Origin of the sequence: Pseudomonas sp. UBA5706, from assembly GCF_002419965.1 — a bacterium.
Lineage (GTDB): Bacteria > Pseudomonadota > Gammaproteobacteria > Pseudomonadales > Pseudomonadaceae > Aquipseudomonas.
Genome location: NZ_DIHC01000016.1, coordinates 43,496 through 66,534, shown reverse-complemented (window position 1 = coordinate 66,534; position 23,039 = coordinate 43,496). Strand labels below are relative to the sequence as shown.

Sequence of the window (23,039 nt, the reverse complement as noted above, 5' to 3'; positions counted from 1 at the left end):
CTCCTTATTGCTGGGTCAGGGTACGTACGTCGACAAAGCGGCCATTGACAGCCGCCGCTGCTGCCATCGCCGGGCTAACCAGGTGGGTGCGACCACCGGCGCCTTGACGGCCCTCGAAGTTGCGGTTGGACGTGGAAGCGCAATGCTCGCCGCTTTCCAGGCGATCCGGGTTCATTGCCAGGCACATGGAGCAACCTGGCTCGCGCCATTCGAAACCGGCTTCCAGGAAGACTTTGTCCAGACCTTCTTTCTCTGCCTGCTCCTTGACCAGACCCGAACCAGGTACAACGATCGCCTGCTTGATGGTCGAAGCGACCCTGCGGCCCTTGGCGATCTCAGCCGCGGCACGCAGGTCTTCGATCCGCGAATTGGTGCAGGAACCAATGAATACGCGGTCCAGCTGAATGTCGGTGATTGCCTGATTAGCCTTCAAGCCCATGTACTTCAAAGCACGCTCGATGGAACCACGCTTGACCAGATCGGCTTCCTGCGCCGGATCCGGCACGTTCTGATCCACGGCCACGACCATTTCCGGCGAGGTGCCCCAGCTCACTTGCGGCTTGATCTGCGCTGCATCGAGTTCGACCACGGTGTCGAACACCGCGTCATCGTCGGAAACCAGGTCCTTCCAGGCTTCGACCGCTGCATCCCACTGCTCGGCCGTCGGCGCGAATGGCCGCCCCTTCACGTAGGCGATGGTCTTTTCATCGGTCGCCACCAGACCCACGCGAGCGCCGGCTTCGATGGACATGTTGCAAATGGTCATGCGGCCTTCGACCGACAGGTCGCGGATGGCGCTGCCGGCGAATTCGATCGCATGGCCGTTACCGCCGGCGGTGCCGATCTTGCCGATGATTGCCAGCACGATGTCCTTGGCGGTAACGCCGAATGGCAGCTGGCCTTCGACCACGACCCGCATGTTTTTCATTTTCTTGGCGACCAGACACTGAGTGGCGAGCACATGCTCCACCTCGGAAGTGCCGATGCCGTGAGCCAGGGCGCCGAACGCGCCGTGGGTCGAGGTATGCGAGTCGCCGCAGACCACGGTCATGCCTGGCAAGGTAGCGCCCTGCTCAGGCCCGATCACGTGGACGATGCCCTGACGCACATCGTTCATCTTGAACTCGGTAATGCCGTACTCATCGCAGTTATCGTCCAGCGTCTTCACCTGCAGGCGCGACACCTGATCGACGATGGCATCTACGCCGTCCTTGCGATCCGGAGTGGTCGGCACGTTGTGATCGGCGGTGGCGACGTTAGCGTCGATGCGCCATGGCTTGCGGCCTGCCAGACGCAGCCCCTCGAAAGCCTGTGGCGAAGTCACTTCATGAATGATATGACGGTCGATATAAAGCAGCGCCGAACCATCGTCGCGCTGTTTGACCAAATGCGAATCCCAAAGCTTGTCGTAGAGCGTTTTGCCGGTCATCAGACGGTTTCCTCATCAGCGTGTTTCTATACCCGGGTCATCCACGTCACGGCGACGCTTCAAAGACCCTTGGCTTGTGGGCGGATGCTACGAGCCCGAGCCCAAGCGCTCAAACCCAAGGTTTCACCAAATGTGACCTTGAAGCTCTGCAGCCCTCTAGCCTGGGGACCATCTGCATCAACGTGTTTCTATGCTTGGGGGTAGCTTGATAGTAGCCATCAGGCAATAACCCTTTCGCTTGTGGGGGAGATGCTATGGAATATGTTTAAATAACTCAAATTCATATTTTTCATGCTTTGGATAACCAACAGGAATTCGAGATGGACCTGGCGAACCTCAATGCCTTCATAGCCATTGCCGAGACCGGCAGCTTTTCAGCCGCAGGCGAACATCTGCACCTTACCCAGCCTGCCGTCAGCAAACGCATCGCGGGTCTGGAGCAGCAGCTCAATGTACGCCTGTTCGATCGCCTGGGTCGCGAGGTCAGCCTCACCGAGGCCGGGCGCGCCCTGTTGCCCCGCGCCTACCAGATCCTCAACGTGCTGGACGATACGCGTCGGGCGCTGACCAATCTGACCGGGGAAGTCAGCGGCCGGCTGAGCCTTGCGACCAGCCATCACATTGGCTTGCATCGCCTGCCGTCGCTGTTAAGGACATTCACCCGCACCTACCCCGACGTCGCACTGGACATCGAATTTCTCGATTCGGAAGTGGCATACGAAGAAATTCTCCATGGACGCGCCGAGTTGGCGGTCATCACGCTCGCGCCTCAGCCACACTCGCTGGTCCAGGCCGTAGCGGTCTGGGACGACCCGCTGGATTTCGTCGCGGCCCCGGAACACCCGCTGGCGAACACGCCAAATGTCAGCCTGGCCGACGTCGCGGAATATCCGGCGGTGTTTCCCGGCGGCAATACCTTCACTCACCACATCGTCAGCGGCCTGTGCGAAGCCCAGGGGCTGAAGCCGAACATTGCCATGAGCACCAATTATATGGAGACGATCAAGATGATGGTGTCCATCGGGTTGGCCTGGAGCGTGCTGCCCCGGACCATGCTCGATGAGCAGGTCAGGCCTATCGCGCTACCAGGCATACAGCTACGGCGCCAGCTAGGCTACATTGTCCACACCGAGCGCACACTGTCGAACGCCGCAAAGGCCTTCATGGCGCTGCTGGATGCGCAGGCAGATGGCGCCTGAGTGATGATGCCCTCCGATCGTCATACCGGCTTCCGTCCCCAAGGCTTGTGATCAAATGTCCACATTCGCTGACAGCGTAGCGCTTCAAACGACCGCCCTGGCCTTGACGGTGAAGGAGTCGGAGAAACACTTTGCCATCCTGTTCAACCTCAGCCCCAGCGTGGTGCTGCTGACGCGCTTCGAAGATGGGCTGATCTGCAACGTCAATCGGCATTTCGAGCGCATGTTCGGCTGGTCGATGGGCGAGTGCGTGGGCCGTACCACGCTGGACATCGGGCTGTGGGCCAACCCTCGACATCGGCAGATGGCGCTGGACAGAACGTTCGCCGCGCTCGAACCCGCCAGCCTCGAGAGCCAATGGCAGACGCGTGAAGGACGCAGACGCGAGGGCACGCTCTATACGCAAATGATCGAGCTCAGCGACGGCCGTTATCTGCTCAGTACGTTTATCGACAATACCGAACACAAACGCGCCGAACGGGCCCTTAAGGCCAGTGAAGAGAAATTCGCCAAAGCGTTTCACTCAAGCCCTGACGCCATCATCATTACTGAAAAGACCACAGGACGGTATCTGGAGGTCAACGACGGGTTCTCTCGCCTGAGCGGCTATAGCGCCAGCGAAGTGTTGGGGCACACGGTGTTCGAATTCGCCATCATGGTTGACATCAGCCAACGCGTTCGCCTGATCCACGATGTGGAGGAGCACGGCAACGTGCGTAACCGCGAGGTGCTGGGACGCAACAAGGACGGCGAGATCATTACCGTGGACGTGTCGATTGATCCGCTGGTGCTCGACGATACTCAGTGTTTGCTGATCACGGCGCGGGATATTGGCCTGCTCAAGAGCGCCCAGGCGCAGATCCAGCACCTGGCCTATCACGACTCGCTGACCAACCTGCCCAATCGCGCGCTGCTGATGGATCGCCTCAACCAGCAGATCTCTCTGCTCAAGCGCCATCACTTGCGCGGCGCGTTGTTGTTCCTGGACCTTGACCACTTCAAGCACATCAACGATTCGCTCGGTCATCCGGTCGGCGACAGCGTGCTGAAAATCATTACCGCACGGCTGGAGGCCAGCGTGCGCCTCGAAGACACCGTGGCGCGCTTGGGCGGGGACGAATTCGTGGTGCTGATCAGCGGACTGGAAGGCACTCAGGACGACGTCATCAAGCAGGTGCGCACTCAGGCAGATACCCTGCGCGAGTTGCTGGCCGAGCCGATGTTTCTCGACGGGCAACGGCTGCAGGTGACTCCCAGCATCGGTGTGGCGCTGATACCCGACCACGGCTCGACACCCGCTGACTTGCTCAAACGCGCCGACATTGCGCTGTATCGGGCAAAGGATTCAGGTCGCAACGCGACGCAAATGTTTCACAGCACCATGCAGAAGGCCGCCAGCGACCGCTTACGACTGGAAAACGACCTGCGCCAGGCCCTGACCCGCGGCGAATTCAGCCTTAGTTATCAGCCCCAGGTCGACACCCGTGGCAACCGCATCATCGGCGCCGAAGCCCTGCTGCGCTGGCAACACCCGACACTGGGCAATCTGCCGCCCCAGCAGTTTATTCAGGTCATGGAAGAAAGCGGGATGATCCTGGAGGTGGGTAACTGGATCCTCGAGCAAGCCTGCATAACCGGCGGCAGGCTGCTGCGTGGGGGGCTGATCGATGGCGAAGATTTCAGCCTGTGTGTGAACATCAGCCCGCGGCAGTTCCGCCAGGGCGATTTCGTCCAGCGGGTCGAGCATTGCCTGCTGACCTGCGCAATGCCCCATCGCATGCTCAAACTGGAGATCACCGAGGGCATCGTCATTCAAAACCTGGAAGACACCATCGCCAAGATGCTTGAACTCAAGCAACTGGGCATCAGTTTTGCGATGGATGATTTCGGCACCGGCTATTCGTCGCTGACCTACCTCAAACGCCTGCCGGTGGATGCGCTAAAAATTGATCAATCCTTCATTCGCGATGCCACCAGCGACCCCAACGACGCGGAAATCGTGCGCGCCATCATCGCCATGGCGGCGAGCCTGAACCTGGCGATCATTGCCGAGGGCGTTGAAACACAGGAGCAACTCGACTTTCTGGCGCAGCTCGATTGCCACTTTTATCAGGGGTTTCTGTTCAGTGAACCGCTGCCGTTGGAACGCTTTGAAGCCCTGCTGCGCGGGCGGCTGCAGCGCTAGCGGCACTACACGGACTGTTAGCGGGCTCCGAGGCGTAACCGGCGCGCACAAAAAAGGCGCCCGCAAGGGGCGCCTCTCGTCAGTACCTACAGATCAGTGTGCAAGGGTTTTCTGCCCGTTGATCTGGATACGCTTTGGCTTGGCCTCTTCCGGCACCAGACGCAGCAGATCGATGTTCAACAGGCCGTTGGCCAACGCAGCGTTTTGCACCTCGATGTGATCGGCCAGGCGGAACGACAGCTTGAACGCACGCTGGGCAATGCCTTGATGCAGGAAGGTCACGCCTTCAGCGGTGTTTTCACGCTTGCTGCCGGTGACGGTCAACACACCCTTCTCGACCTGCAACTCCAGGTCTTCTTCCTGGAAACCCGCAGCCGCGATGACGATGCGGTATTGGTCATCTGCGTGTTTCTCGACGTTGTAGGGAGGGTAGCTGCTGGCCGACTCGTTACGGGCCGCCGATTCAAACAGATCGTTGAAGCGGTCGAAGCCTACGGAAGAACGGAACAACGGAGCCAAAGAAAATGCAGTAGTCATGTGAATCTCCTGATAAATCAGCAAGTGTTTGTCGCCGCGACCCGACTTCGGCATCGCGTAATGCCAAAATAGGGACAGTCACTTCTGTTTCAAGAGCCGCTATGCAAATTTTTTCTCAGGCTGCTTCCGACCGGCTGACACCGAGCATCTGGCTGATCCGTGCGCAATCGGTCTCGCGACGCAACGAATCGAACAGCACGGTGGCTTCGGGATAGCTCTTGGTCAGCAGCACGACCCACTGCTTGAGCCTGCCTGGCGCCTGTACGCGCGTCATTTTCTCCAGCGCTTGCAGCCAGAAGTGCCGCAGCAGCGGCTGCAGCTCCAGCCAGCTCATCTCAACGACCTCCCGCCCTGCCTCAGCCGCCGCTATCTGCCTGCCCAGGTCCGGGCGCGCCACCAGGCCGCGACCAATCATGATGTCCCGCGCGCCGCAGATTTCCCGGCAACGGCGCCAGTCGTCCACCGTCCAGATCTCGCCATTGGCAATGATCGGAATCTTCACCACGTCCTGAATCCTGCCAATCCATTCCCAGTGCGCAGGCGGTTTGTAACCGTCCACTTTGGTCCGTGCGTGAACCACGATGTGCTCGGCACCGCCCGCTTCCAGCGCCCGCGCGCAATCCAGGGCAGGCTCGGTACTGTCGTACCCCAGGCGCATCTTGGCGGTGACCGGAATATGCGCAGGCACGGCACGCCGCACGTGGCTGAGGATCGAATGCAGCAATTCCGGCTCCTTGAGTAGCACCGCCCCACCCCGGGACTTGTTCACGGTCTTGGCCGGACAACCGAAGTTCAAATCGATCACCGGTGCCCCTAACTCGGCGGCAAACGCGGCGTTTTCTGCCAGACACACCGGGTCCGAACCCAATAACTGCACGCGCAATGGCACGCCCGCGCGGGTCTTCGCGCCGCTGAGCAGTTCAGAAGCGAATTTGTGGAAATAGTGCTCGGGCAACAGACGCTCGGTCACCCGGATGAATTCGGTCACGCACCAGTCGATACCGCCAACCTGGGTCAGCACATCGCGCAGTATGTCGTCGACCAGGCCTTCCATCGGCGCCAGAGCAATTTGCATGGATCACACTCGAAAAAAGTCCGGCAGTTTACGCAGCGGCGCGCGGATTGGAAACGGACGCGTCAGGAAACGGCCATTCGCAATGCAGGCCCGTAACCTTCGATGAACGCATTGGGCATGCGTTTGGGCTTACCGCTCGACAGTTCGATGCAGACGAACGTGGTTTGTGCCCGCAGCAGGGTCATGCCGTCGCCGGGGCGCTTGAGCTGAAAACGCCGAGTCATTTTCAGACGCTGATCCCAATCGACGATCCAGGTCGCCAATTGCAGCTCGTCATCCTCATAAGCGCTGGCCAGGTAATCGATTTCGTGCCGAACCACCGCCATCGCCCGGTCCAGGCGTCGGTACTCGGTCAGGTCCAGCCCCAGGGCTTGCGAATGACGCCATGCACAGCGCTCCAGCCAGCTCACATAAACGGCATTGTTGGCGTGTCCCAAGCCATCGATGTCATCCTCGCCAACCCGCAGGTCGATGACGAACGGCGTTGCCAGATCCCAGACCATCCTCGTTCCTGCCCTGATGAATGCATTCGCCGGGCAGTTTAACCAAAAGCATGGCGCAATGGTTCGGGCTGACCTGAATACCTGATTGGAATGTCGAGCAGATCGCGCGCCGAATGGCGCGGGCAGGTGATGGGCGAAAACAAAACCCAAAAAAAACAAAAGGGCCATTCAATAATCGAATGACCCTTGGTCTCGCAGAGCGAGAAATCGTGGCGTCCCCTAGGGGACTCGAACCCCTGTTACCGCCGTGAAAGGGCGGTGTCCTAGGCCACTAGACGAAGGGGACGCAAAACCTTCAATCGAATCCGTCACTGGCTACTCGACGCATTCTGGCAAATTTGGTGGAGCTAAGCGGGATCGAACCGCTGACCTCCTGCATGCCATGCAGGCGCTCTCCCAGCTGAGCTATAGCCCCAGATTTATCGCCTCGCGGCGGAGATCAACCTTGCGGTATCCCTCGGTGAAGCTGGCGTCCCCTAGGGGACTCGAACCCCTGTTACCGCCGTGAAAGGGCGGTGTCCTAGGCCACTAGACGAAGGGGACGTAACCCTTGCGTACCTGATCGGTGCTGGTTCCGATTTACCGGTACAAGCTTCAAGGCAAAAACATCAACCTTGAAGCTTCTAAATTGGTGGAGCTAAGCGGGATCGAACCGCTGACCTCCTGCATGCCATGCAGGCGCTCTCCCAGCTGAGCTATAGCCCCACATAACACTGTCACATCACCGCTGCGTTGCCGCCGCGCTTCTGTGTTGCCGTGTGGACGGGGCGCATATTAAGTGCGACCCAGATAGCTGTCAAACTTTTTTTGAACATATATCAAAAGAATTTTCCGGGATAACAATCACTTACCACCCTCCCCGGCTGTTCACCCGGGAAAGCAGCAAGTTCGCCGGTCGTCGCACGACTTATCGGGTGGACGCACCACGACCGGCCGTCGCTCAGCCGATGGCACCGAGCAGCTTTTCCCACTCTTTGTTTTCTTTCTTAGATACACCGCCCAGCAGATCCAACGCCTGGCGCAGACGATAACGGGTCAGATCAGGGCCAAGGATCTCCATGGCGTCGGTCACGGAGACCGAATTGGCTTGGCCGGTAATGGCGGCGAACATCAACGGCATGGCGTCGCGCAGCTTGAGTTGCAGATGCTCGACCACCGCCTGGATGCAGCCGGTGATGGTGTCCTTTTCCCACTGACGCAGGGATTCCAGCTTCCAGAGGATCAACTGCATGACCTGACGGACCTGCTCCGGCGAGAGCTTTTTGTGCTCGAACAGTTTTACGTCCGGATTCACGCCACCGGCAAAGAAGAAACCGCCCAGCGGTGCGACCTGGCTGAAGGTTTCGACGCGGCCTTGAACGTGAGGTGCGATCTTCATCATGTAATCGGCGTTCAACGCCCACTTCTGCACACGCGCGGCGAATTCTTCGACTGGCAGCTCACGCAGCCACTGGCCGTTGAGCCAGGACAGTTTTTCGATGTCGAAAATCGGACCGCCCAGCGAGACGCGATTGAGGTCGAAATGGTCGACCATTTCCTGCAGCGAGAACTTCTCGCGTTCGTCGGGCATTGACCAGCCCATGCGACCCAGGTAGTTGAGCATCGCTTCGGGCATGAACCCCATGCGCTCGTAGAACGTCACCGAGGTCGGGTTCTTGCGTTTGGACAGCTTGCTCTTGTCAGGGTTACGCAGCAGCGGCATGTAGCACAGAGCCGGCTTTTCCCAGCCGAAGTATTCGTAGAGCAGGATCAGCTTTGGGGCCGACGGCAGCCATTCTTCGCCGCGCAGCACATGGGTGATACCCATCAGATGATCGTCGACGACGTTGGCCAGAAAGTAAGTCGGCAGGCCGTCGGTCTTCATCAGCACCTGCATGTCCATGCGGTCCCACGGGATTTCGACTTCGCCACGCAGGATGTCCGGCACCACGCAGACGCCTTCGCTCGGTACCTTCATGCGGATTACGTGAGGCTCGCCCGCAGCCAGGCGGCGTTCGACGTCCTCCTTGGAAAGCAGCAACGCGCGACCGTCGTAACGTGGGGTTTCGCCGCGGGCCATTTGCTCGGCACGCATCTGATCCAGTTCCTCGGCAGTGCAAAAACACGGGAAGGCATGTCCGGCATCGACCAGTTGCTGGGTGTACTTCTTATAGATGTCGCCGCGCTCGCTTTGCCGATACGGGCCATGCGGGCCACCGACATCCGGCCCTTCGCTCCACTCGATGCCGAGCCAGCGCAGTGCATCGAAGATCTGTTGTTCGGACTCGCGGGTCGAGCGCAACTGATCGGTGTCTTCGATGCGCAGGATGAATTCGCCGCCATGCTGCTTGGCAAAGCAGTAGTTGAACAGTGCGATGTAAGCCGTGCCGACGTGAGGGTCGCCGGTAGGAGATGGCGCGATGCGGGTGCGAACGGTGGTCATGGAAAATTCCGGGTAGGTCGAACAAGCGGCGAATCTTAACAGGCGCAGCCCTCGCGGCTCCAGCATCGGGGCAAATCCACCCGTCACCCGGACTGTGGAATAGCGAATGGGGAATGGGGAATGGGGAAAAGTCCTACATTCCTCCGTAAAGAACTATTGCTGGCGAGGCCCTTCGTTTCATGGCCACGGCCGCGTCGGCATGACCCGGCCCATGGCGCATCTTGGATAGGCTGGCTGCGGCCGCCGCCCGATCAGAATCAAAGGCAGGGGAAAATCAGACGATGCCTGAATCAAGCGACCTTCGTTGGCAGCCAATCATCCGGCACCACGGCTATCACGTCGATTTCCATCAACCACTGCGGCTGCCCCAGGCCCGAGATCACCAGCCCGGTGGAGATCGGGAATACGCCTTTAAGCCATTTGCCAACCTCCTGGTACACCGGTTCGCGATAACGCGGATCGATGATGTAAGTGGTGGTCTTGACGATGTGCGACAGGTCCGAACCTGCCTCCTCCAGCAGTTGCTTAACGTTTTTCATCGCCTGTTCGGCCTGGGCCCGCGGGTCGCCCAGGCCGACCAGGTTGCCGTCGAAGTCGGTGCCAATCTGGCCTCGAACGTAAACGGTATTGCCTGCGCGAACGGCCTGGCACAAATCGTTGTCCAGCGACTGATTCGGGTAGGTTTGCTTGGTGTTGAACATACGAATGCGAGTATGGGTCGGCTGCGCCATGGGGGCTCCTTGAAAACACAGACAGGATCGCGCCAGCGAGCAGCGGCGCGAGGAAAAGGGTTCAGGCAATGACAGGGGCGTGCAGCGTCGATGCAGCCGTTGATACCGGCAACTCCGCCTGACGCTGCGAGGGATCGCGGTACGCATGGTAAGTGCGCTGGATCGCTATATGGTCGGCCACGTATTTGGCATCGTGCCAGACACCCCAGATAAACGACGATCCGCGGCGTGACTGCCAGGGCAGGCCGAGGAAGTAGATTCCCGACTCCGTCGATACCCCGCGTTGGTGCCGGGGCTTGCCGTTGGCGTCGAAGGCATCGACCTTCATCCAGCTGTAGTCGGTGGCAAAACCGGTGGCCCAGACGATCGTGGTGATGCCGGCCTCGGCCAGATTCAACTCAAGAATGGGATCGCTCACACAGTCGGGATCGGGATACACCCGGCGCGCTTGCGGCTCGAGCGGCAGATCGAGGCCATTGCGCTCGATGTAGGCGTCGGCAGCGTCGAGCACGGCCAGGTAGTTGTCATCGCCACGGGCCAGGTTCTCGGCCAGGTCCTGTTGAAAGCTCGCCACGCCGCTGGCGAACGAGCGGGTTACGCCGACCAGTTTAAGGCCGCGCTGGGCCAACTCGCGAAAATCCACGGTACGCCCGCCGTGGGCACCGCTGACAGCAATCGTCACGTGCTCGCGACCCGGCTTCATCGCCGCCTGGTCCCACTCGCCCAACACCCCCAGCCACCAGCAGAAATCGCGATTGCGATAGCTGCGCGGCGGACGATCATGCTGGCCGACGGAAAGGTAGACTTGACGCCCGGCGCGCTGAAGTTCATCGGCGATTTGCGTCCCGGAAGACCCGGCACCGACCACCAGCACTGCCCCTGCGGGAAGCTGCTGCGGGTTGCGGTATTGCGCCGAATGGATCTGCGTCAGGCGTTCATCGCTCGGCGCGATCGCCGGGATCACCGGGCGCTGGAACGGCCCTGTTGCGACCACCACACGATGGGCGTGAATCACGCCTTCGGACGTTTCGACCCTGAAACCTGGCCGTCCGGCATAGCGCTCGACCTTGCGCACTTCGACGCCCGTACGAACAGGCGCATTGAACTTGCGTGCATAGGCCTCGAAATAATCGGCGACCCGCTCTTTCGGGGCGAAACCGTCGGGACTTAGATCGTCAAACTCAAGCCCCGGAAAACGATCGTGCCAGGCCGGGCCGTTGGCGACCAGCGAATCCCAGCGCCCGCTGCGCCACGCCTCGGCAATCCGGCTGCGCTCAAGGACCAGATGCGCAATTCCAAGTTTGCTCAAGTGTTCGCTCATGGCCACGCCAGCCTGGCCTGCGCCGACCACGAGCGTGTCGATTTCTACGTTTGCAGCTGTCATACCTGTGTCCTTCACGAAGGCGGGTGTGGACGCATTCTGTGCAGGATCAGGGGATAGCGAAATTATGATTTTTGTCGTCGCAGAGCAGGAAAATGTTAGGGGGTTGGATGCGCTGGCCCGCAGATCACGGCTAGACCGCAGTGGCGCGGCGCCTCTGTTACGCGGCGCGCATCGACCGCCTCATCCCAGGCGCAACACCATCGCGCCCAAGGCGATGACGCACGCCGCGACGATGCGAATTCGCGGCAGATGCTCCTTGAGCACCAGGGCCGAGATCGCCACACCGAACAGGATCGACGTTTCCCTCAGCGCGGAGACCACGGCGACCGGCGCTTGGGTCATGGCCCACAGCGCCAGGCCGTAGGATGCCGCCGTGCCAACACCACCCACGATGCCCTCCCGCCAGTGACGCCCGACATAGGTGCAAAACGCCGCGCGATGGTTGGCCAAGGCCCAGGCCGCAAGCGGGATGCCGGTCAGTAGAAATATCCACAGGGTATAGGCCACAGGGGCCCCGGAACGACGCACACCCAGCCCATCGATCAAGGTGTAACCGGCAATCACACAAGCGTTGATCAGCGCCAGCACCACGCCCTTTCTCTGCCCCGGCGGCGGCCTGCCCGCCATGCACAGGATGCCCAGGCAAATGATGGCAATGCCGGTCCAGGCGAACGCCGACAGGGTTTCCGGGAACAGCAGCAGGCTCACTGTCGCAACCAGTAACGGCGCCATACCACGCATCAGCGGATAGGTCTGACTCATGTCAGCGACTCGATAGGTGGTCGCCACAAGCACGAAATACAGCACCTGCAACAGCACGGAGACGCCAATGAATGGCCAGCTTTCCCTGGCAGGGATCTGAAGGAAAGGAATGAACACCAGGGAAATGGCTGCCGCTACGGCAGTGATCATGCACGTAGTCAGCAGCTTGTCCCCACCGCCCTTGACCACGGCGTTCCAGGAAGCATGCAGCACCGCACCGAGCATGATGATGGCGAAGACTTGCAGACTCATGACAGGGTGTCCCTTTCGATGATCACTCAACAGCGCGGCACGCGCCTATTCGCTCAGCATTCCGCGGCACAGCAAGCCCAACACACTGCGCATGTGCGCCGCATGGGCCTCCCGATCCGGCACCGCTTCGGTTGCCAGGCGTATGAACGCCAGGTTGGCGTATTGATTGAACAGCGTGGCGGCCACGTCGATGTCCACTGACGCGCGAACCTTACCCAACGCTTGAAAATGCACCAACAGCGCTTTGGCCTCTTCCACCACGGCGGTGTTCCACGGCTCGAATGCCTGGGACAGTCCACCGGTAAATAAAAAAGGCGCCAACTCACGCCACAGCGAAGCGGGCATCGCGCGCAACTGGTAGCGGGTCATCAGGCCTTCAAGTTCACAGAGGGCGTCGAGCGGGTCTGAATTTTCATCCAGATTCGCCCTCGCCTCGCGCATAGCCTGCTCGTCCGGTGCCTTAAGCAATGCCAGGAGGATTTGCTGCTTGCCTCCAAAATAATTGACCACGGTCGGCGCCGAGACGCCTGCCTCCTGGGCAATCTGCTCAAGGGTGGTAGCGCCGAAGCCATGGGTCTTGAACAAGGTCAACGCGGCGTCGGCGATGTCCTGGCGACGCTGCTCTTTCTGCCGCTCTCTAAGCCCTGTCATATGGCCCTTGGTATGGGTTTTCGATGGTGCGCAGGTTACGGAAAAGGCTTTATATCGACAAATATTTTATTTACAAAAATATTTTTATCTGCCAAGAATTGTGCCAACCCGAAGCCCTGGCAAACCCTCGCAGGCTGCCATAATTACGGCGCAACAGCCTCGGACGCCGACACTCTGGAGAAGCACAATGTCCCTCGAACTCCATTCAAACCGCAGAACCCGTGACTATCAGGCGTCCGATGCCGCGCACCACATCCACGCGTTCGTCGATCAAAAGGCGCTGAATGAGGAAGGTCCGCGGGTGATGGTCAGGGGTGAACGCCTGGCGCTGTGGGACAACGAAGGCAAGCGCTATCTGGACGGCATGTCGGGTCTGTGGTGCACCAACCTGGGTTACGGGCGCAAGGATCTGGCCGCCGCCGCCAGCGCGCAACTGGAGCAACTGCCCTACTACAACATGTTCTTTCACACCACCCACCCGGCCGTGATCGAACTGTCCGAACTGCTATTCAGCCTGCTGCCGGCCCACTACAGCCATGCGATCTACACCAACTCGGGGTCCGAGGCCAACGAAGTGCTGATTCGCACCGTGCGCAGGTTCTGGCAAGTGATGGGCAAGCCCGACAAAAAAGTGATGATCGGTCGCTGGAACGGTTATCACGGCTCGACCCTGGCCGCCACGGCATTGGGCGGGATGAAGTTCATGCACGAAATGGGTGGCACGATTCCCGACGTCGCGCACATCGACGAGCCTTACTGGTTCGCTCACGAAGGTGATCTGAGCCCTGAAGACTTCGGTTTGCGAGCCGCCCGCCAACTGGAAGACAAGATTCTGGAACTGGGTGCCGACAAGGTCGCAGCGTTCGTCGCCGAACCCTTCCAGGGCGCAGGCGGGATGATCATTGCCCCGCAGACCTACTGGCCGGAAATCCAGCGCATCTGCCGCAAATACGACGTGCTGCTGTGCGCCGACGAGGTGATCGGGGGCTTTGGTCGCACTGGCGAGTGGTTCGCTCATCAAACGTTCGGCTTCGAGCCAGACACCCTGTCCATCGCCAAGGGCCTGACGTCCGGCTATATCCCCATGGGCGGGCTGGTCCTCTCGCGGCGTATGGCTGAAGCGCTGGTGGAGAAAGGCGGCGTGTTCGCCCACGGCCTGACCTACTCCGGGCACCCGGTGGCCGCCGCCGTCGCTATCGCCAACCTCAAGGCCTTGCGCGACGAAGGGGTGGTTGCGCAGGTGAAAACCGATACCGGGCCGTATCTGCAGAACTGCCTGCAACAGGTGTTCGGCAATCACCCCCTGGTGGGTGAGATTCAAGGCGTGGGCATGGTGGGCGCGTTGCAGTTCGCCGAGGACAAGGCCACGCGCAGACGCTTTGCCAATGAGAACGACATCGCCTGGCGTTGCCGCACCATCGGTTTCGAGGAAGGCGTCATTTTCCGCTCGACGCTGGGCCGGATGATCATGGCTCCGGCGTTGATCGCCACGCGCGCCGAACTGGACGAACTGGTCGACAAGACTCGCATCGCAGTGGATCGCACGGCGCGAGAGTACGGGCGCCTATGAACACATGCGCCTTTGAGAAGTTTTTCCGTAATCAGGCTCCACAAAAAACCTCCTTTCGCCAACTGCAGCGCGTCTACAGAATGCACTCATGTCCCATCCTCTCCCGGCTGCGTCCCTTCTGCGGCCCGGGCGGCGGATGGCGGGTCAGGACGAAACAGGACAACCACACATGACGTTTTCAATCGTCGGCCGTTGCGCCGAAACAGGACAACTGGGCATCGCCATCAGCTCATCGAGCATTGCCGTCGGCGCGCGCTGCCCTTGGCTGCGTCCGGGCGTGGGCGCGGTCGCCACCCAAAACATCACCCTTCCCGCCCTCGGCCCCCAGGTGCTCGAGCAGATGGAACACGGCCTGTCGCCGGCCCAGGCGCTGGACAAGGCACTAACCAGCAACGGCTACAGCCAGTTTCGCCAACTGACCGCCATTGATCATCTGGGTCAGACCGCGCATTTCAGCGGCAGCGAAACCCTGGGCACACACAATGCACTGGCGGGCGAGCAATGCGTCGGTGCCGGCAATATGCTGGCCGATCGCGTCGTGATCGAGACGCTGGTGAAGACTTTCGAAACCAGCGGCGGGCAACTGGCGGACCGGTTGATTGCAGCCATGCAAGCAGCGGTGGTAGCCGGTGGCGAGGCCGGTCCCGTGCACTCGGCGGCGCTGGTGGTGGTGGGCGAGCTGACCTGGCCGATCGTCGACCTGCGCGTGGATTGGGCTGACCAGGACCCCATCGGCCAACTGGCGCGGCTGTGGGCCGATTATCGCCCGCAGATGCAGGACTACATCACCCGCGCCCTCGACCCGACCAAGGCTCCCAGCTATGGTGTGCCCGGTAATGAATAGCACACCGAGCACTGACGTGAGGTTGAATGCATGAGCAGCAGTCGGGACTTGTTGGCCGCGCTGGTGCGGTTCGACACCACCAGCCGTGAATCGAATCTGCAACTGATCGAGTTCGTCCGGGACTATCTGGCCCAGTGGGACGTGCCGTGCGAGCTGATCTACAACGAGCAACGCAGCAAGGCCAATCTGTTCGCCACCATTGGCCCGGTGGATGTTGCGGGTATCGTACTGTCCGGCCACACCGATGTGGTCCCGGTAGACGGCCAGCCGTGGACCGTGCCGCCGTTCGAGCTCAGCGAACAGGACGGCAAGCTGTTCGGCCGCGGCACCGCGGACATGAAAGGCTATATCGCTTGCGTGCTGGCAGCCGTGCCCGAACTGCTGGCAGCGCCGTTGCGCATGCCGGTGCACATCGCGCTTTCCTATGACGAAGAGGTCGGCTGTCTGGGCGTGCGCTCGCTGCTGGCCGAACTTGGGCGCAGGCCGATCAAGCCGCTGCTGTGCATCATCGGCGAACCCACCGAACTCAAGCCGGTGCTCGGGCACAAGGGCAAACTGGCGATGCGCTGTAACGTACAGGGTGCAGCCTGCCATTCGGCCTATGCGCCGCTGGGCGTAAACGCCATCGAGTATGCGGCCGAGTTGATCGGCGAACTGGGACGCATCGGTTCGACCCTGCGTGCCCCCCACCTGCTGGACGGGCGCTTCGACCCGCCGTTCACCACGGTGCAGACCGGCGTGATCAACGGTGGCAAGGCGTTGAATATCGTCCCTGCCGACTGTCGGTTCGATTTTGAAGTGCGCGCGCTACCCGCCCATGACCCGCTCGACGTTGCCCGGCAATTGCAGCAGTACGCCAGGGAACAGGTGTTGCCGCGCATGCAGGCGGTCGATGCGGGCAGCGACATTCGCTTCTCCGAGCTGTCGGCCTACCCGGGCCTGGCCACCGATGTCAAGAGCCAGGCGGCGCAACTGATCGCGCAGTTTTGCGGCTCGCAAGAGTTCACCACCGTGGCATTCGGGACCGAGGGCGGGTTGTTCGATGCGATCGGCATTCCCACCGTAGTCTGCGGCCCCGGCAGCATGGATCAAGGGCACAAGCCGGATGAGTTCGTCAGCGTCGAGCAACTGGATGCCTGTGATGCAATGCTGCGGCGGATCACAGACACCCTGCGCTGAGCCGTTGCGGTTGATGGCGGGCACAGCCCCTGGGCGTCCGGGCAGAAACCACACCCGGGCTGCCTGATCGTTCCTCACGTTCGGCGTCAGCGCGGGCGGACACAAAGCGTTCGGCGCGGCGCGACCGAGCAGCGCACTGGGACGATCATCCGCCGCGTGCCGTGATGCCCGGCCCGGACGGCTACGGGCCAGTGTCTCAGGCGCCATCAAACAGCCTGTTTGGGCGCCAGCTCTTCCCGACAATGATCGACGAATAACTGCGCAGGCTTGGTCAGTTGCGAACGGCGCAGCCATGCCGCAGACAGACCGGAGCCGGTGACCTGCTCGGCCAGCGGCACGCAGACCACTTTCTGCCCGTCGTAGGTGTATTCGGATTTGGGCCGGGTCACCAGAATCGAGAAACCGAAACCACGCCCCACCATGCCGCGGACCATCTCGATCGACGGCGAGCTGAACTGGATATGCGGGGTCAGCCCGCGCTCTTCGAAGATGCTGACGAAGTAGGTGCGGCTGGGCTGCACGTCCAGCAGCACCATGGGTTCGAGTACCAGGTCGTTAAGCGAGACCCTGGCCTGATTGGCAAAGCGGTGGCCCTCCGGCAACAACGCATAGGGCTGTTGCGGCGCCATCAACGGCGCCGTGTCGATGGTGCTGTCCAGGTCATGCTCATACAGAATCGCCAGGTCAATGCTGCCCGACGTCAGGGCCTGCACCAGCTCCTGTTGCTCGCCGTCTCGAATACGGATTTCCACCCCTGGCCATCGATCGCGAAAGCCTGCGATCAGACGGGGTAGATACAGCGGCGCGACAGTCTCGAAGCAGCCGATGTCAATCTGCCCGGCCACCACATCGTTGTCAGCCAGTGCGTTCTGCTCGAATTCATGGGCCACGCGCAGCAGTTCCTGAGCCTTGCGGTAGAAGCGTGCGCCGCTTGGGGTCAGTGAGACGCCTTGGGCATGGTGGCGGATGAACAGCTGCACGGCGAAGCTTTCTTCCAGATGCTTGATGGCGGTGGAGACCGACGGCTGGGCGATATACAGCTTGCGCGACGCCTCAGCCACGCTGCCGCACTCTACCGTGGTAACGAAATACTTCAGTTGTCGCAGGTTGTAGGCTGCCATTGCTACCTCGAAAGGGATGAACCGTTACTCGGGGCCTTGTGCGCCATTCTGCGGTGTTCACAGGCATGGCGAAACAAGCAAATACCTCCTCACTGAAGCTAAAAAAACTGAGCTCAAAGCGGTGCACATGAGCACCATAAAGGTGCAGTCCAGGCGAGGTTTTTTATCGGTAGCAACCACATTTTTAATAATTTCCTGCCCTCGGCGCATCCCCCACTATCGGCACCATCGATCGTGAACATGGCCCACAGAGGCCACCGAAGGAGTGTGCAGTGACGGATCTGAATAGCTGGCAACGTCTGGCCGAAAAGCAACGCTTGATCGACACCGCCTTGATTGCGGGTAACCCCCACCGGGCGCAAAGCGGTGAGACCTTCGCGGTGATCAACCCGGCCACCAACGCTTTGCTGGCCAATGTAGCCGCCTGCTCGGACGCTGATGTCGAAGTTGCCGTGCGCGCTGCTCGCAAAAGCTTTGCCACTGGCCCCTGGGCACGCATGCAGCCGCGTGAGCGCAAAGCGGTTCTGCTGCGTCTGTCGGCATTGCTCCTGGCCCACCGCGAAGAACTGGCCCTGCTCGACTCCCTGAGCATGGGCAAACCGGTAATGGACGCCTACAGCATTGATGTGCCGGGTGCCGCTCAGGTGTTCGCCTGGTACGCCGAAAGCCTCGACAAACTGTACGATCAGGTCGCGCCTACCGGCCCCGGTGCGCTGGCGACGATCACCCGGGTGCCACTGGGGGTGATCGCTGCGGTGGTGCCGTGGAACTTCCCGCTGGACATGGCCGCCTGGAAACTCGCCCCTGCCCTCGCGGCGGGCAACAGCGTGATTCTCAAACCCGCTGAGCAATCGCCGTTCTCGGCACTGCGCCTGGCCGAACTGGCGCTGGAAGCAGGCGTGCCGGAGGGCGTGTTCAACGTGGTCACGGGGCTGGGCGAGCACGCCGGCCGGGCGCTGGGACTGCACCCGGATGTCGATGCGCTGGCGTTCACCGGTTCGACTCAGGTGGGCAAGTTTTTCATGCACTACGCGGCGCAGTCGAACCTCAAGCAGGTGTGGCTGGAATGCGGTGGTAAAAGCCCGAACCTGGTGTTTGCCGACTGCCAGGATCTGGACCTGGCGGCAGAGAAAGCCGCGTTCGGGATTTTCTTCAACCAGGGCGAAGTGTGCTCGGCCAACTCACGGCTGCTGGTGCAACGCTCGATCCACGACGAATTCGTCGAGCGGCTGATCGAAAAAACCCGGGAGTGGCAGCCTGGCGACCCGCTGAACCCGGCCAGCAAAATGGGCGCCATCGTCGATGCAAACCAAGCAGCGCGGGTCATGGATCACATCGCAGACGCCAGCCGCAGCGGCGCGCGATTGGTGGCAGGCGGCGAGCGGCGGGTGATCAATGGCTCGGATAACTTCATCCAGCCGACCCTGTTCACCCAGGTCACGCCGGACATGCGCTTATCCCGCGAGGAAGTGTTCGGCCCGGTGCTGGCAATCACCCCGTTCGACGACGAGGATCAGGCAGTGCAGATGGCCAACGATCATATCTATGGGCTGGCTGCCTCGGTGTGGAGCGATGACCTCAACCGCGCCCATCGCGTGGCCAGTCGCCTGAACGCGGGAACCGTGTCGGTCAATACGGTGGATGCGCTGGATGTCTGCGTGCCGTTCGGCGGTGGCAAGCAGTCCGGGTTCGGTCGCGATCTGTCGCTGCATTCCTTCGACAAATACACCCAGCTGAAAACGACCTGGTTCCAGTTGCGCTAAGACGTTGGCACAGAACTTGAGCGTGCCTGTGAACCGTTCACCTGGAAACACCAAATCGTAGCGGCCCGGATTGCCGACGGTGGCGCTCTTGAAAACGCCACCGCCAGCAAACGGAACACGCACGGTCAGGCAGCCACAGGCGATCGCGACGCATCGTAAGAAATTCATGCCTCGGTATTCTTGCCGGGGCGCTACGTGAGTGACCCACCATGAATAACAATGACTCCCGAGCGGCAACCCTTGAGCTGAGCACCATCCAGCCGATCGCCCTCGACCAGCGCCATGGCCGCGCGCGCGATCTTTTTACCATCTGGTTCGGCTCCAACATCATGTTGCTGACCGTGGTTACCGGCGCCTTGGCGGTGACCGTGTTCAAGCTGCCGTTCATGGCGGCGATGACTGCATTGATTCTCGGCAACCTGATCGGCGGGATCTTCATGGCCCTGCATTCGGCGCAGGGTCCGCAACTGGGTGTGCCGCAGATGGTCCAGACCCGTGGCCAGTTCGGCTCCTACGGTTCACTGCTGGTGGTCGCGCTGGTGGTGATCATGTACCTGGGCTTCTTCGCCTCCAACCTGGTGCTCGGCGGGCAGTCGCTGCACAGCCGATATCCGCTGTTCAGCACCAATCAGGGGATCGTGCTGGTGGGCCTGATCAGCGTGGTGGCAACGGTATTCGGCTATCGCCTGATCCACGCCTACACCCGCGTGATGTCGTACCTGTCCGGCGCGATTCTGCTGCTGTGCTTCATCTGGATCATCGCCGTGCATGGCTTGCCCGCGGACTTCCTGCAGCGCAACGAAACCAACCTGGCAGGCTTTCTCGGCACGCTGTCGATCGCAGCGCTGTGGCAATTGGCGTACGCCCCTTATGTCTCCGATTACTCGCGCTACATGCCGGCGGACACGGGCGGCAAGGCGGCCTTCTGGTCCAGCTACTGGGGTTGCTGCCTGGGGTCGATCCTGCCGATGGCACTGGGCGCGGTAGTCGGCCTGAGTGTCGAGGGCGACATCATCGCCGGGTTGATCGAAATGACCGGCAGCATCGCCACGCTGGTGGTCGCGGTGTTCTCGATCGGCATCGCCGCCACCAACGCGATGAACCTGTACTGCGGCACCCTCTCGGCGATCACGGTCGGCCAGACGCTGGTGCCGAAATGGTCGGCGGGCGCCCTCTCCCGCGCGATCACCGCGTTGGTGCTGTTCTCGATTTCCCTGGCCCTGGCGTTGCTGGGGCAAGATGACTTCATGGCCAATTACACCAACTTCATCCTGCTGCTGTTGTACGTGCTGGTGCCCTGGACCGCGATCAACCTGGTGGACTATTACCTGGTCGCCCACGGCAGCTACGACGTGGCCTCGTTCTTCCGTCGCGATGGCGGGATCTACGGCACCTTCAACTGGACGGCGGTGGGCTGCTACCTGCTGGGCATTCTGGTACAGATCCCGTTCATGGCCACCGAGCTCTACACCGGCGTCATTGCCAAGGCCATGGGCGGCGCGGACGTATCGTGGATCGTCGGGCTGGTGGTGATCTCGCCGGTCTATTACCTGGCCAGCCGTCGCCGCAATCGCATTCGCGGCTACAAACAGCCGCTGGGTGCGCTGGGGAGAAACGCATGAACACCGATTACGATTACATCATCGTCGGCGCAGGCTCATCGGGTTGCGTGCTGGCCAATCGTCTGAGCGCCGATCCTGCCGTCCGCGTCTGCCTGATCGAGGCCGGCAGCCACGACAAGAGCCTGCGCATCCAGACGCCCGCCGGGACCATCACCCTGTACAAAAGCAAGAAATACAGCTGGAATTTTTTCTCCGCGCCGCAGCACAACCTCAACGGCCGCTCGCTGCACACCCCGCGCGGCAAGGCGCTGGGCGGCTCCAGTTCGATGAACAGCATGATCTACATTCGCGGCCACGCCAGCGATTACGACCGCTGGGCGCAGGCCGGATGCCCCGGCTGGGACTGGAACAGCGTGCTGCCGTACTTCAAGAAGTCGGAGAACAACCGGCTCGGCCAGGACCGGCGTCTGCACGGCACAAACGGTGAGCTGAACGTCGAAGCGGCGCGCGATCCCAACCCGGTTTCGAAGTTGTTCGTCAAAGCGGCTGAGCGCGTCGGCATCCGCACCAACGACGACTTCAACGGCGAGCGCCTCGAAGGCTGCGGCATCTACAACCTGACGCAGAAGGACGCCAGGCGGCTGTCGAGTTATCGAGCCTTCGTCGCCCCTGTACTGGATCGCCCCAACCTCACCGTGATCACCGATTGCCAGGTGCAGTCACTGATCCTGGAGCAACGGGTGGCCAAGGGCGTCAGGGTGGTGGCGGACGGCCAAACGATGGCCTTGAATGCGCAGCGCGAGGTGATTCTGTCGGCGGGCTCGCTGGGCAGTCCGAGCCTGCTATTGGCGTCGGGTATCGGCCCTGAGCAGGAACTCAAACACGCGGGCATCCAGGTCGAACACAACCTGCCGGGCGTCGGCAAGAATCTGCAGGACCACCTCGACGGGCTGATCACCATTCGCTCGAAAAGCCCCCTGACCCTTGGTTTTTCGCTGGGATCGTTGTCCAGCATCGTGCTCTCGCCATTGCGCTACCTGTTCGGCAAAAAGGGCTGGCTGACCACCAACTATGTCGAGGCAGGTGGCTTTGCGCGTACCCCCCTGGCAGACGCCCTGCCCGACGTGCAGTTTCACTTCGTGCCGGGTTATCGCAGCCATCGCGGGCGCCTGTTCGAATGGGGTCACGGCTATGCAGTGCACACCTGCGTGCTGCGACCCAAAAGCATTGGTGAGATCCGCCTGGCTCACGACGGCAAACCGGTCATCGACTTCAATTTCCTCTCCGACCCACAAGACGCCAAGGTGCTGGTGGAAGGCTTGAAACTGGCGCGCAGGATTCTTGCCGACCAGCCATTCGACGGCATTCGCGGCAAGGAAATGCTTCCCGGCGCCGAGGTGCAGACCGACGAGCAACTGATGACCTACGTGCGCGAATATGCCGCCACGGTGTTTCACCCAGTGGGGACGTGCAAGATGGGAGTCGATGCCATGAGCGTGGTCGGGCCTGACCTCAGGGTGCATGGCATCCAGGGTCTGCGCGTGGTCGATGCCTCGATCATGCCAACCTTGATCAGCGGCAACACCAATGCCCCGTGCATCATGATTGGTGAAAAGGCCGCGGACATGATTTTGCGTGAGGATAGGCAGGCGGTTACACGAGAAGTCCCCGGGCACGCTGCAATCAGTTGAAGCAAGTCATTGTGCCTCGGGCAGCGGCACAACGATGCCCCTGCCCGCAAAGCCATGAATCCGCCGCACTCCGCTTCCATGCGAAAAGCCCTGACTCCGCCACAACCCGCTTCTGTCCGCAAAGCCCTGACTCCGCCACAACCCGCTTCTGCCCGGAGGGCGTAGGAGCCTGGCTTGCC

The 23,039-nt window shown here is 61.1% G+C and carries 17 protein-coding genes, 4 tRNA genes and 1 pseudogene; 8 read left to right on the top strand and 14 right to left on the bottom strand.

Annotated features, from left to right (window positions below):
- Positions 1-4 precede the first annotated feature (4 nt).
- Positions 5-1,429 carry a 3-isopropylmalate dehydratase large subunit gene (leuC, locus tag B3I26_RS08365; protein ID WP_296256913.1) on the bottom strand — a complete coding sequence of 475 codons (1,425 nt, stop codon included), beginning with the start codon at positions 1,427-1,429 and terminating at the stop codon, positions 5-7.
- Between the two features lie 320 nt (positions 1,430-1,749).
- On the opposite strand from leuC, the gene B3I26_RS08360 reads away from it, so the two are divergent.
- Both B3I26_RS08360 and B3I26_RS08355 read left to right on the top strand, forming a co-directional pair.
- Complete coding sequence (locus B3I26_RS08360; protein ID WP_296256911.1) at positions 1,750-2,628, top strand: LysR family transcriptional regulator; 879 nt, start codon at positions 1,750-1,752, stop codon at positions 2,626-2,628.
- A gap of 103 nt (positions 2,629-2,731) precedes the next feature.
- A pseudogene (locus B3I26_RS08355) lies at positions 2,732-4,813 on the top strand (putative bifunctional diguanylate cyclase/phosphodiesterase); the annotation flags it as partial.
- 93 nt (positions 4,814-4,906) lie between these two features.
- Here B3I26_RS08355 and B3I26_RS08350 read toward each other — a convergent pair.
- The 12 genes from B3I26_RS08350 to B3I26_RS08295 all read right to left on the bottom strand — a co-directional run bounded on the left by B3I26_RS08350 (position 4,907) and on the right by B3I26_RS08295 (position 13,130).
- Positions 4,907-5,350 carry an Hsp20 family protein gene (locus B3I26_RS08350; protein ID WP_296256908.1) on the bottom strand — a complete coding sequence of 148 codons (444 nt, stop codon included), beginning with the start codon at positions 5,348-5,350 and terminating at the stop codon, positions 4,907-4,909.
- Between the two features lie 115 nt (positions 5,351-5,465).
- Positions 5,466-6,425, bottom strand: a complete 960-nt coding sequence (locus B3I26_RS08345; protein ID WP_296256906.1) for a tRNA dihydrouridine synthase — start codon at positions 6,423-6,425, stop codon at positions 5,466-5,468.
- A gap of 62 nt (positions 6,426-6,487) precedes the next feature.
- A complete protein-coding gene (locus tag B3I26_RS08340) occupies positions 6,488-6,928 on the bottom strand; it encodes an acyl-CoA thioesterase (RefSeq protein ID WP_296256904.1) in 441 nt (146 codons plus the stop codon).
- Positions 6,929-7,138: 210 nt separating this feature from the next.
- Positions 7,139-7,214, bottom strand: a tRNA-Glu gene (locus tag B3I26_RS08335).
- A gap of 53 nt (positions 7,215-7,267) precedes the next feature.
- Positions 7,268-7,343, bottom strand: a tRNA-Ala gene (locus B3I26_RS08330).
- A 52-nt stretch (positions 7,344-7,395) separates the two neighbouring features.
- Positions 7,396-7,471: transfer RNA gene (locus tag B3I26_RS08325), tRNA-Glu, on the bottom strand.
- An 86-nt stretch (positions 7,472-7,557) separates the two neighbouring features.
- Positions 7,558-7,633 (bottom strand) — tRNA-Ala (locus B3I26_RS08320).
- A gap of 235 nt (positions 7,634-7,868) precedes the next feature.
- Positions 7,869-9,350, bottom strand: coding sequence for a glutamate--tRNA ligase (gene gltX, locus B3I26_RS08315; RefSeq protein ID WP_296256902.1), 1,482 nt, complete (start codon positions 9,348-9,350; stop codon positions 7,869-7,871).
- Between the two features lie 290 nt (positions 9,351-9,640).
- Positions 9,641-10,081, bottom strand: a complete 441-nt coding sequence (locus B3I26_RS08310) for a RidA family protein (protein WP_296256900.1) — start codon at positions 10,079-10,081, stop codon at positions 9,641-9,643.
- A 61-nt stretch (positions 10,082-10,142) separates the two neighbouring features.
- Positions 10,143-11,465, bottom strand: coding sequence for a flavin-containing monooxygenase (locus tag B3I26_RS08305; protein ID WP_296256898.1), 1,323 nt, complete (start codon positions 11,463-11,465; stop codon positions 10,143-10,145).
- 180 nt (positions 11,466-11,645) lie between these two features.
- A complete protein-coding gene (locus B3I26_RS08300; RefSeq protein WP_296256896.1) occupies positions 11,646-12,479 on the bottom strand; it encodes an EamA family transporter in 834 nt (277 codons plus the stop codon).
- Between the two features lie 45 nt (positions 12,480-12,524).
- Positions 12,525-13,130 (bottom strand): TetR/AcrR family transcriptional regulator, encoded by a 606-nt coding sequence (locus tag B3I26_RS08295; RefSeq protein WP_296256894.1) that lies wholly within the window; start codon positions 13,128-13,130, stop codon positions 12,525-12,527.
- Between the two features lie 187 nt (positions 13,131-13,317).
- On the opposite strand from B3I26_RS08295, the gene B3I26_RS08290 reads away from it, so the two are divergent.
- The 3 genes from B3I26_RS08290 (at position 13,318) to argE (ending at position 16,723) form a co-directional block, all read left to right on the top strand.
- Positions 13,318-14,700: an aspartate aminotransferase family protein gene (locus B3I26_RS08290; RefSeq protein WP_296256892.1), complete on the top strand. Its 1,383-nt coding sequence runs from the start codon at positions 13,318-13,320 to the stop codon at positions 14,698-14,700.
- Positions 14,701-14,869: 169 nt separating this feature from the next.
- A complete protein-coding gene (locus tag B3I26_RS08285) occupies positions 14,870-15,544 on the top strand; it encodes a DUF1028 domain-containing protein (protein WP_296256891.1) in 675 nt (224 codons plus the stop codon).
- A gap of 30 nt (positions 15,545-15,574) precedes the next feature.
- Positions 15,575-16,723 carry an acetylornithine deacetylase gene (argE, locus tag B3I26_RS08280; protein WP_296256889.1) on the top strand — a complete coding sequence of 383 codons (1,149 nt, stop codon included), beginning with the start codon at positions 15,575-15,577 and terminating at the stop codon, positions 16,721-16,723.
- A 206-nt stretch (positions 16,724-16,929) separates the two neighbouring features.
- On the opposite strand, the gene B3I26_RS08275 is transcribed toward argE, so the two are convergent.
- On the bottom strand, positions 16,930-17,844 hold the full coding sequence (locus B3I26_RS08275; protein WP_296256887.1) for a LysR family transcriptional regulator: 915 nt from the start codon (positions 17,842-17,844) through the stop codon (positions 16,930-16,932).
- Positions 17,845-18,116: 272 nt separating this feature from the next.
- On the opposite strand from B3I26_RS08275, the gene B3I26_RS08270 reads away from it, so the two are divergent.
- The 3 genes from B3I26_RS08270 to B3I26_RS08260 all read left to right on the top strand — a co-directional run bounded on the left by B3I26_RS08270 (position 18,117) and on the right by B3I26_RS08260 (position 22,860).
- The gene (locus tag B3I26_RS08270; RefSeq protein WP_296256885.1) at positions 18,117-19,607 is read left to right on the top strand and encodes an aldehyde dehydrogenase; all 1,491 of its coding nucleotides are present in this window, start codon (positions 18,117-18,119) and stop codon (positions 19,605-19,607) included.
- A 209-nt stretch (positions 19,608-19,816) separates the two neighbouring features.
- Positions 19,817-21,229 carry a purine-cytosine permease family protein gene (locus tag B3I26_RS08265; protein WP_296256884.1) on the top strand — a complete coding sequence of 471 codons (1,413 nt, stop codon included), beginning with the start codon at positions 19,817-19,819 and terminating at the stop codon, positions 21,227-21,229.
- Positions 21,226-22,860, top strand: a complete 1,635-nt coding sequence (locus B3I26_RS08260) for a GMC family oxidoreductase (protein WP_296256883.1) — start codon at positions 21,226-21,228, stop codon at positions 22,858-22,860. The genes B3I26_RS08265 and B3I26_RS08260 overlap by 4 nt, the downstream gene beginning before the upstream one ends.
- The last annotated feature ends 179 nt before the right edge of the window (positions 22,861-23,039 follow it).

Coding starts and splice junctions, on each gene's coding strand:
- leuC (WP_296256913.1), bottom strand. CDS start 1,429: ATGACCGGCAAAACGCTCTACGACAAGCTTTGGGATTCGCATTTGGTC.
- B3I26_RS08360 (WP_296256911.1), top strand. CDS start 1,750: ATGGACCTGGCGAACCTCAATGCCTTCATAGCCATTGCCGAGACCGGC.
- B3I26_RS08350 (WP_296256908.1), bottom strand. CDS start 5,350: ATGACTACTGCATTTTCTTTGGCTCCGTTGTTCCGTTCTTCCGTAGGC.
- B3I26_RS08345 (WP_296256906.1), bottom strand. CDS start 6,425: ATGCAAATTGCTCTGGCGCCGATGGAAGGCCTGGTCGACGACATACTG.
- B3I26_RS08340 (WP_296256904.1), bottom strand. CDS start 6,928: ATGGTCTGGGATCTGGCAACGCCGTTCGTCATCGACCTGCGGGTTGGC.
- gltX (WP_296256902.1), bottom strand. CDS start 9,350: ATGACCACCGTTCGCACCCGCATCGCGCCATCTCCTACCGGCGACCCT.
- B3I26_RS08310 (WP_296256900.1), bottom strand. CDS start 10,081: ATGGCGCAGCCGACCCATACTCGCATTCGTATGTTCAACACCAAGCAA.
- B3I26_RS08305 (WP_296256898.1), bottom strand. CDS start 11,465: ATGACAGCTGCAAACGTAGAAATCGACACGCTCGTGGTCGGCGCAGGC.
- B3I26_RS08300 (WP_296256896.1), bottom strand. CDS start 12,479: ATGAGTCTGCAAGTCTTCGCCATCATCATGCTCGGTGCGGTGCTGCAT.
- B3I26_RS08295 (WP_296256894.1), bottom strand. CDS start 13,130: ATGACAGGGCTTAGAGAGCGGCAGAAAGAGCAGCGTCGCCAGGACATC.
- B3I26_RS08290 (WP_296256892.1), top strand. CDS start 13,318: ATGTCCCTCGAACTCCATTCAAACCGCAGAACCCGTGACTATCAGGCG.
- B3I26_RS08285 (WP_296256891.1), top strand. CDS start 14,870: ATGACGTTTTCAATCGTCGGCCGTTGCGCCGAAACAGGACAACTGGGC.
- argE (WP_296256889.1), top strand. CDS start 15,575: ATGAGCAGCAGTCGGGACTTGTTGGCCGCGCTGGTGCGGTTCGACACC.
- B3I26_RS08275 (WP_296256887.1), bottom strand. CDS start 17,844: ATGGCAGCCTACAACCTGCGACAACTGAAGTATTTCGTTACCACGGTA.
- B3I26_RS08265 (WP_296256884.1), top strand. CDS start 19,817: ATGAATAACAATGACTCCCGAGCGGCAACCCTTGAGCTGAGCACCATC.
- B3I26_RS08260 (WP_296256883.1), top strand. CDS start 21,226: ATGAACACCGATTACGATTACATCATCGTCGGCGCAGGCTCATCGGGT.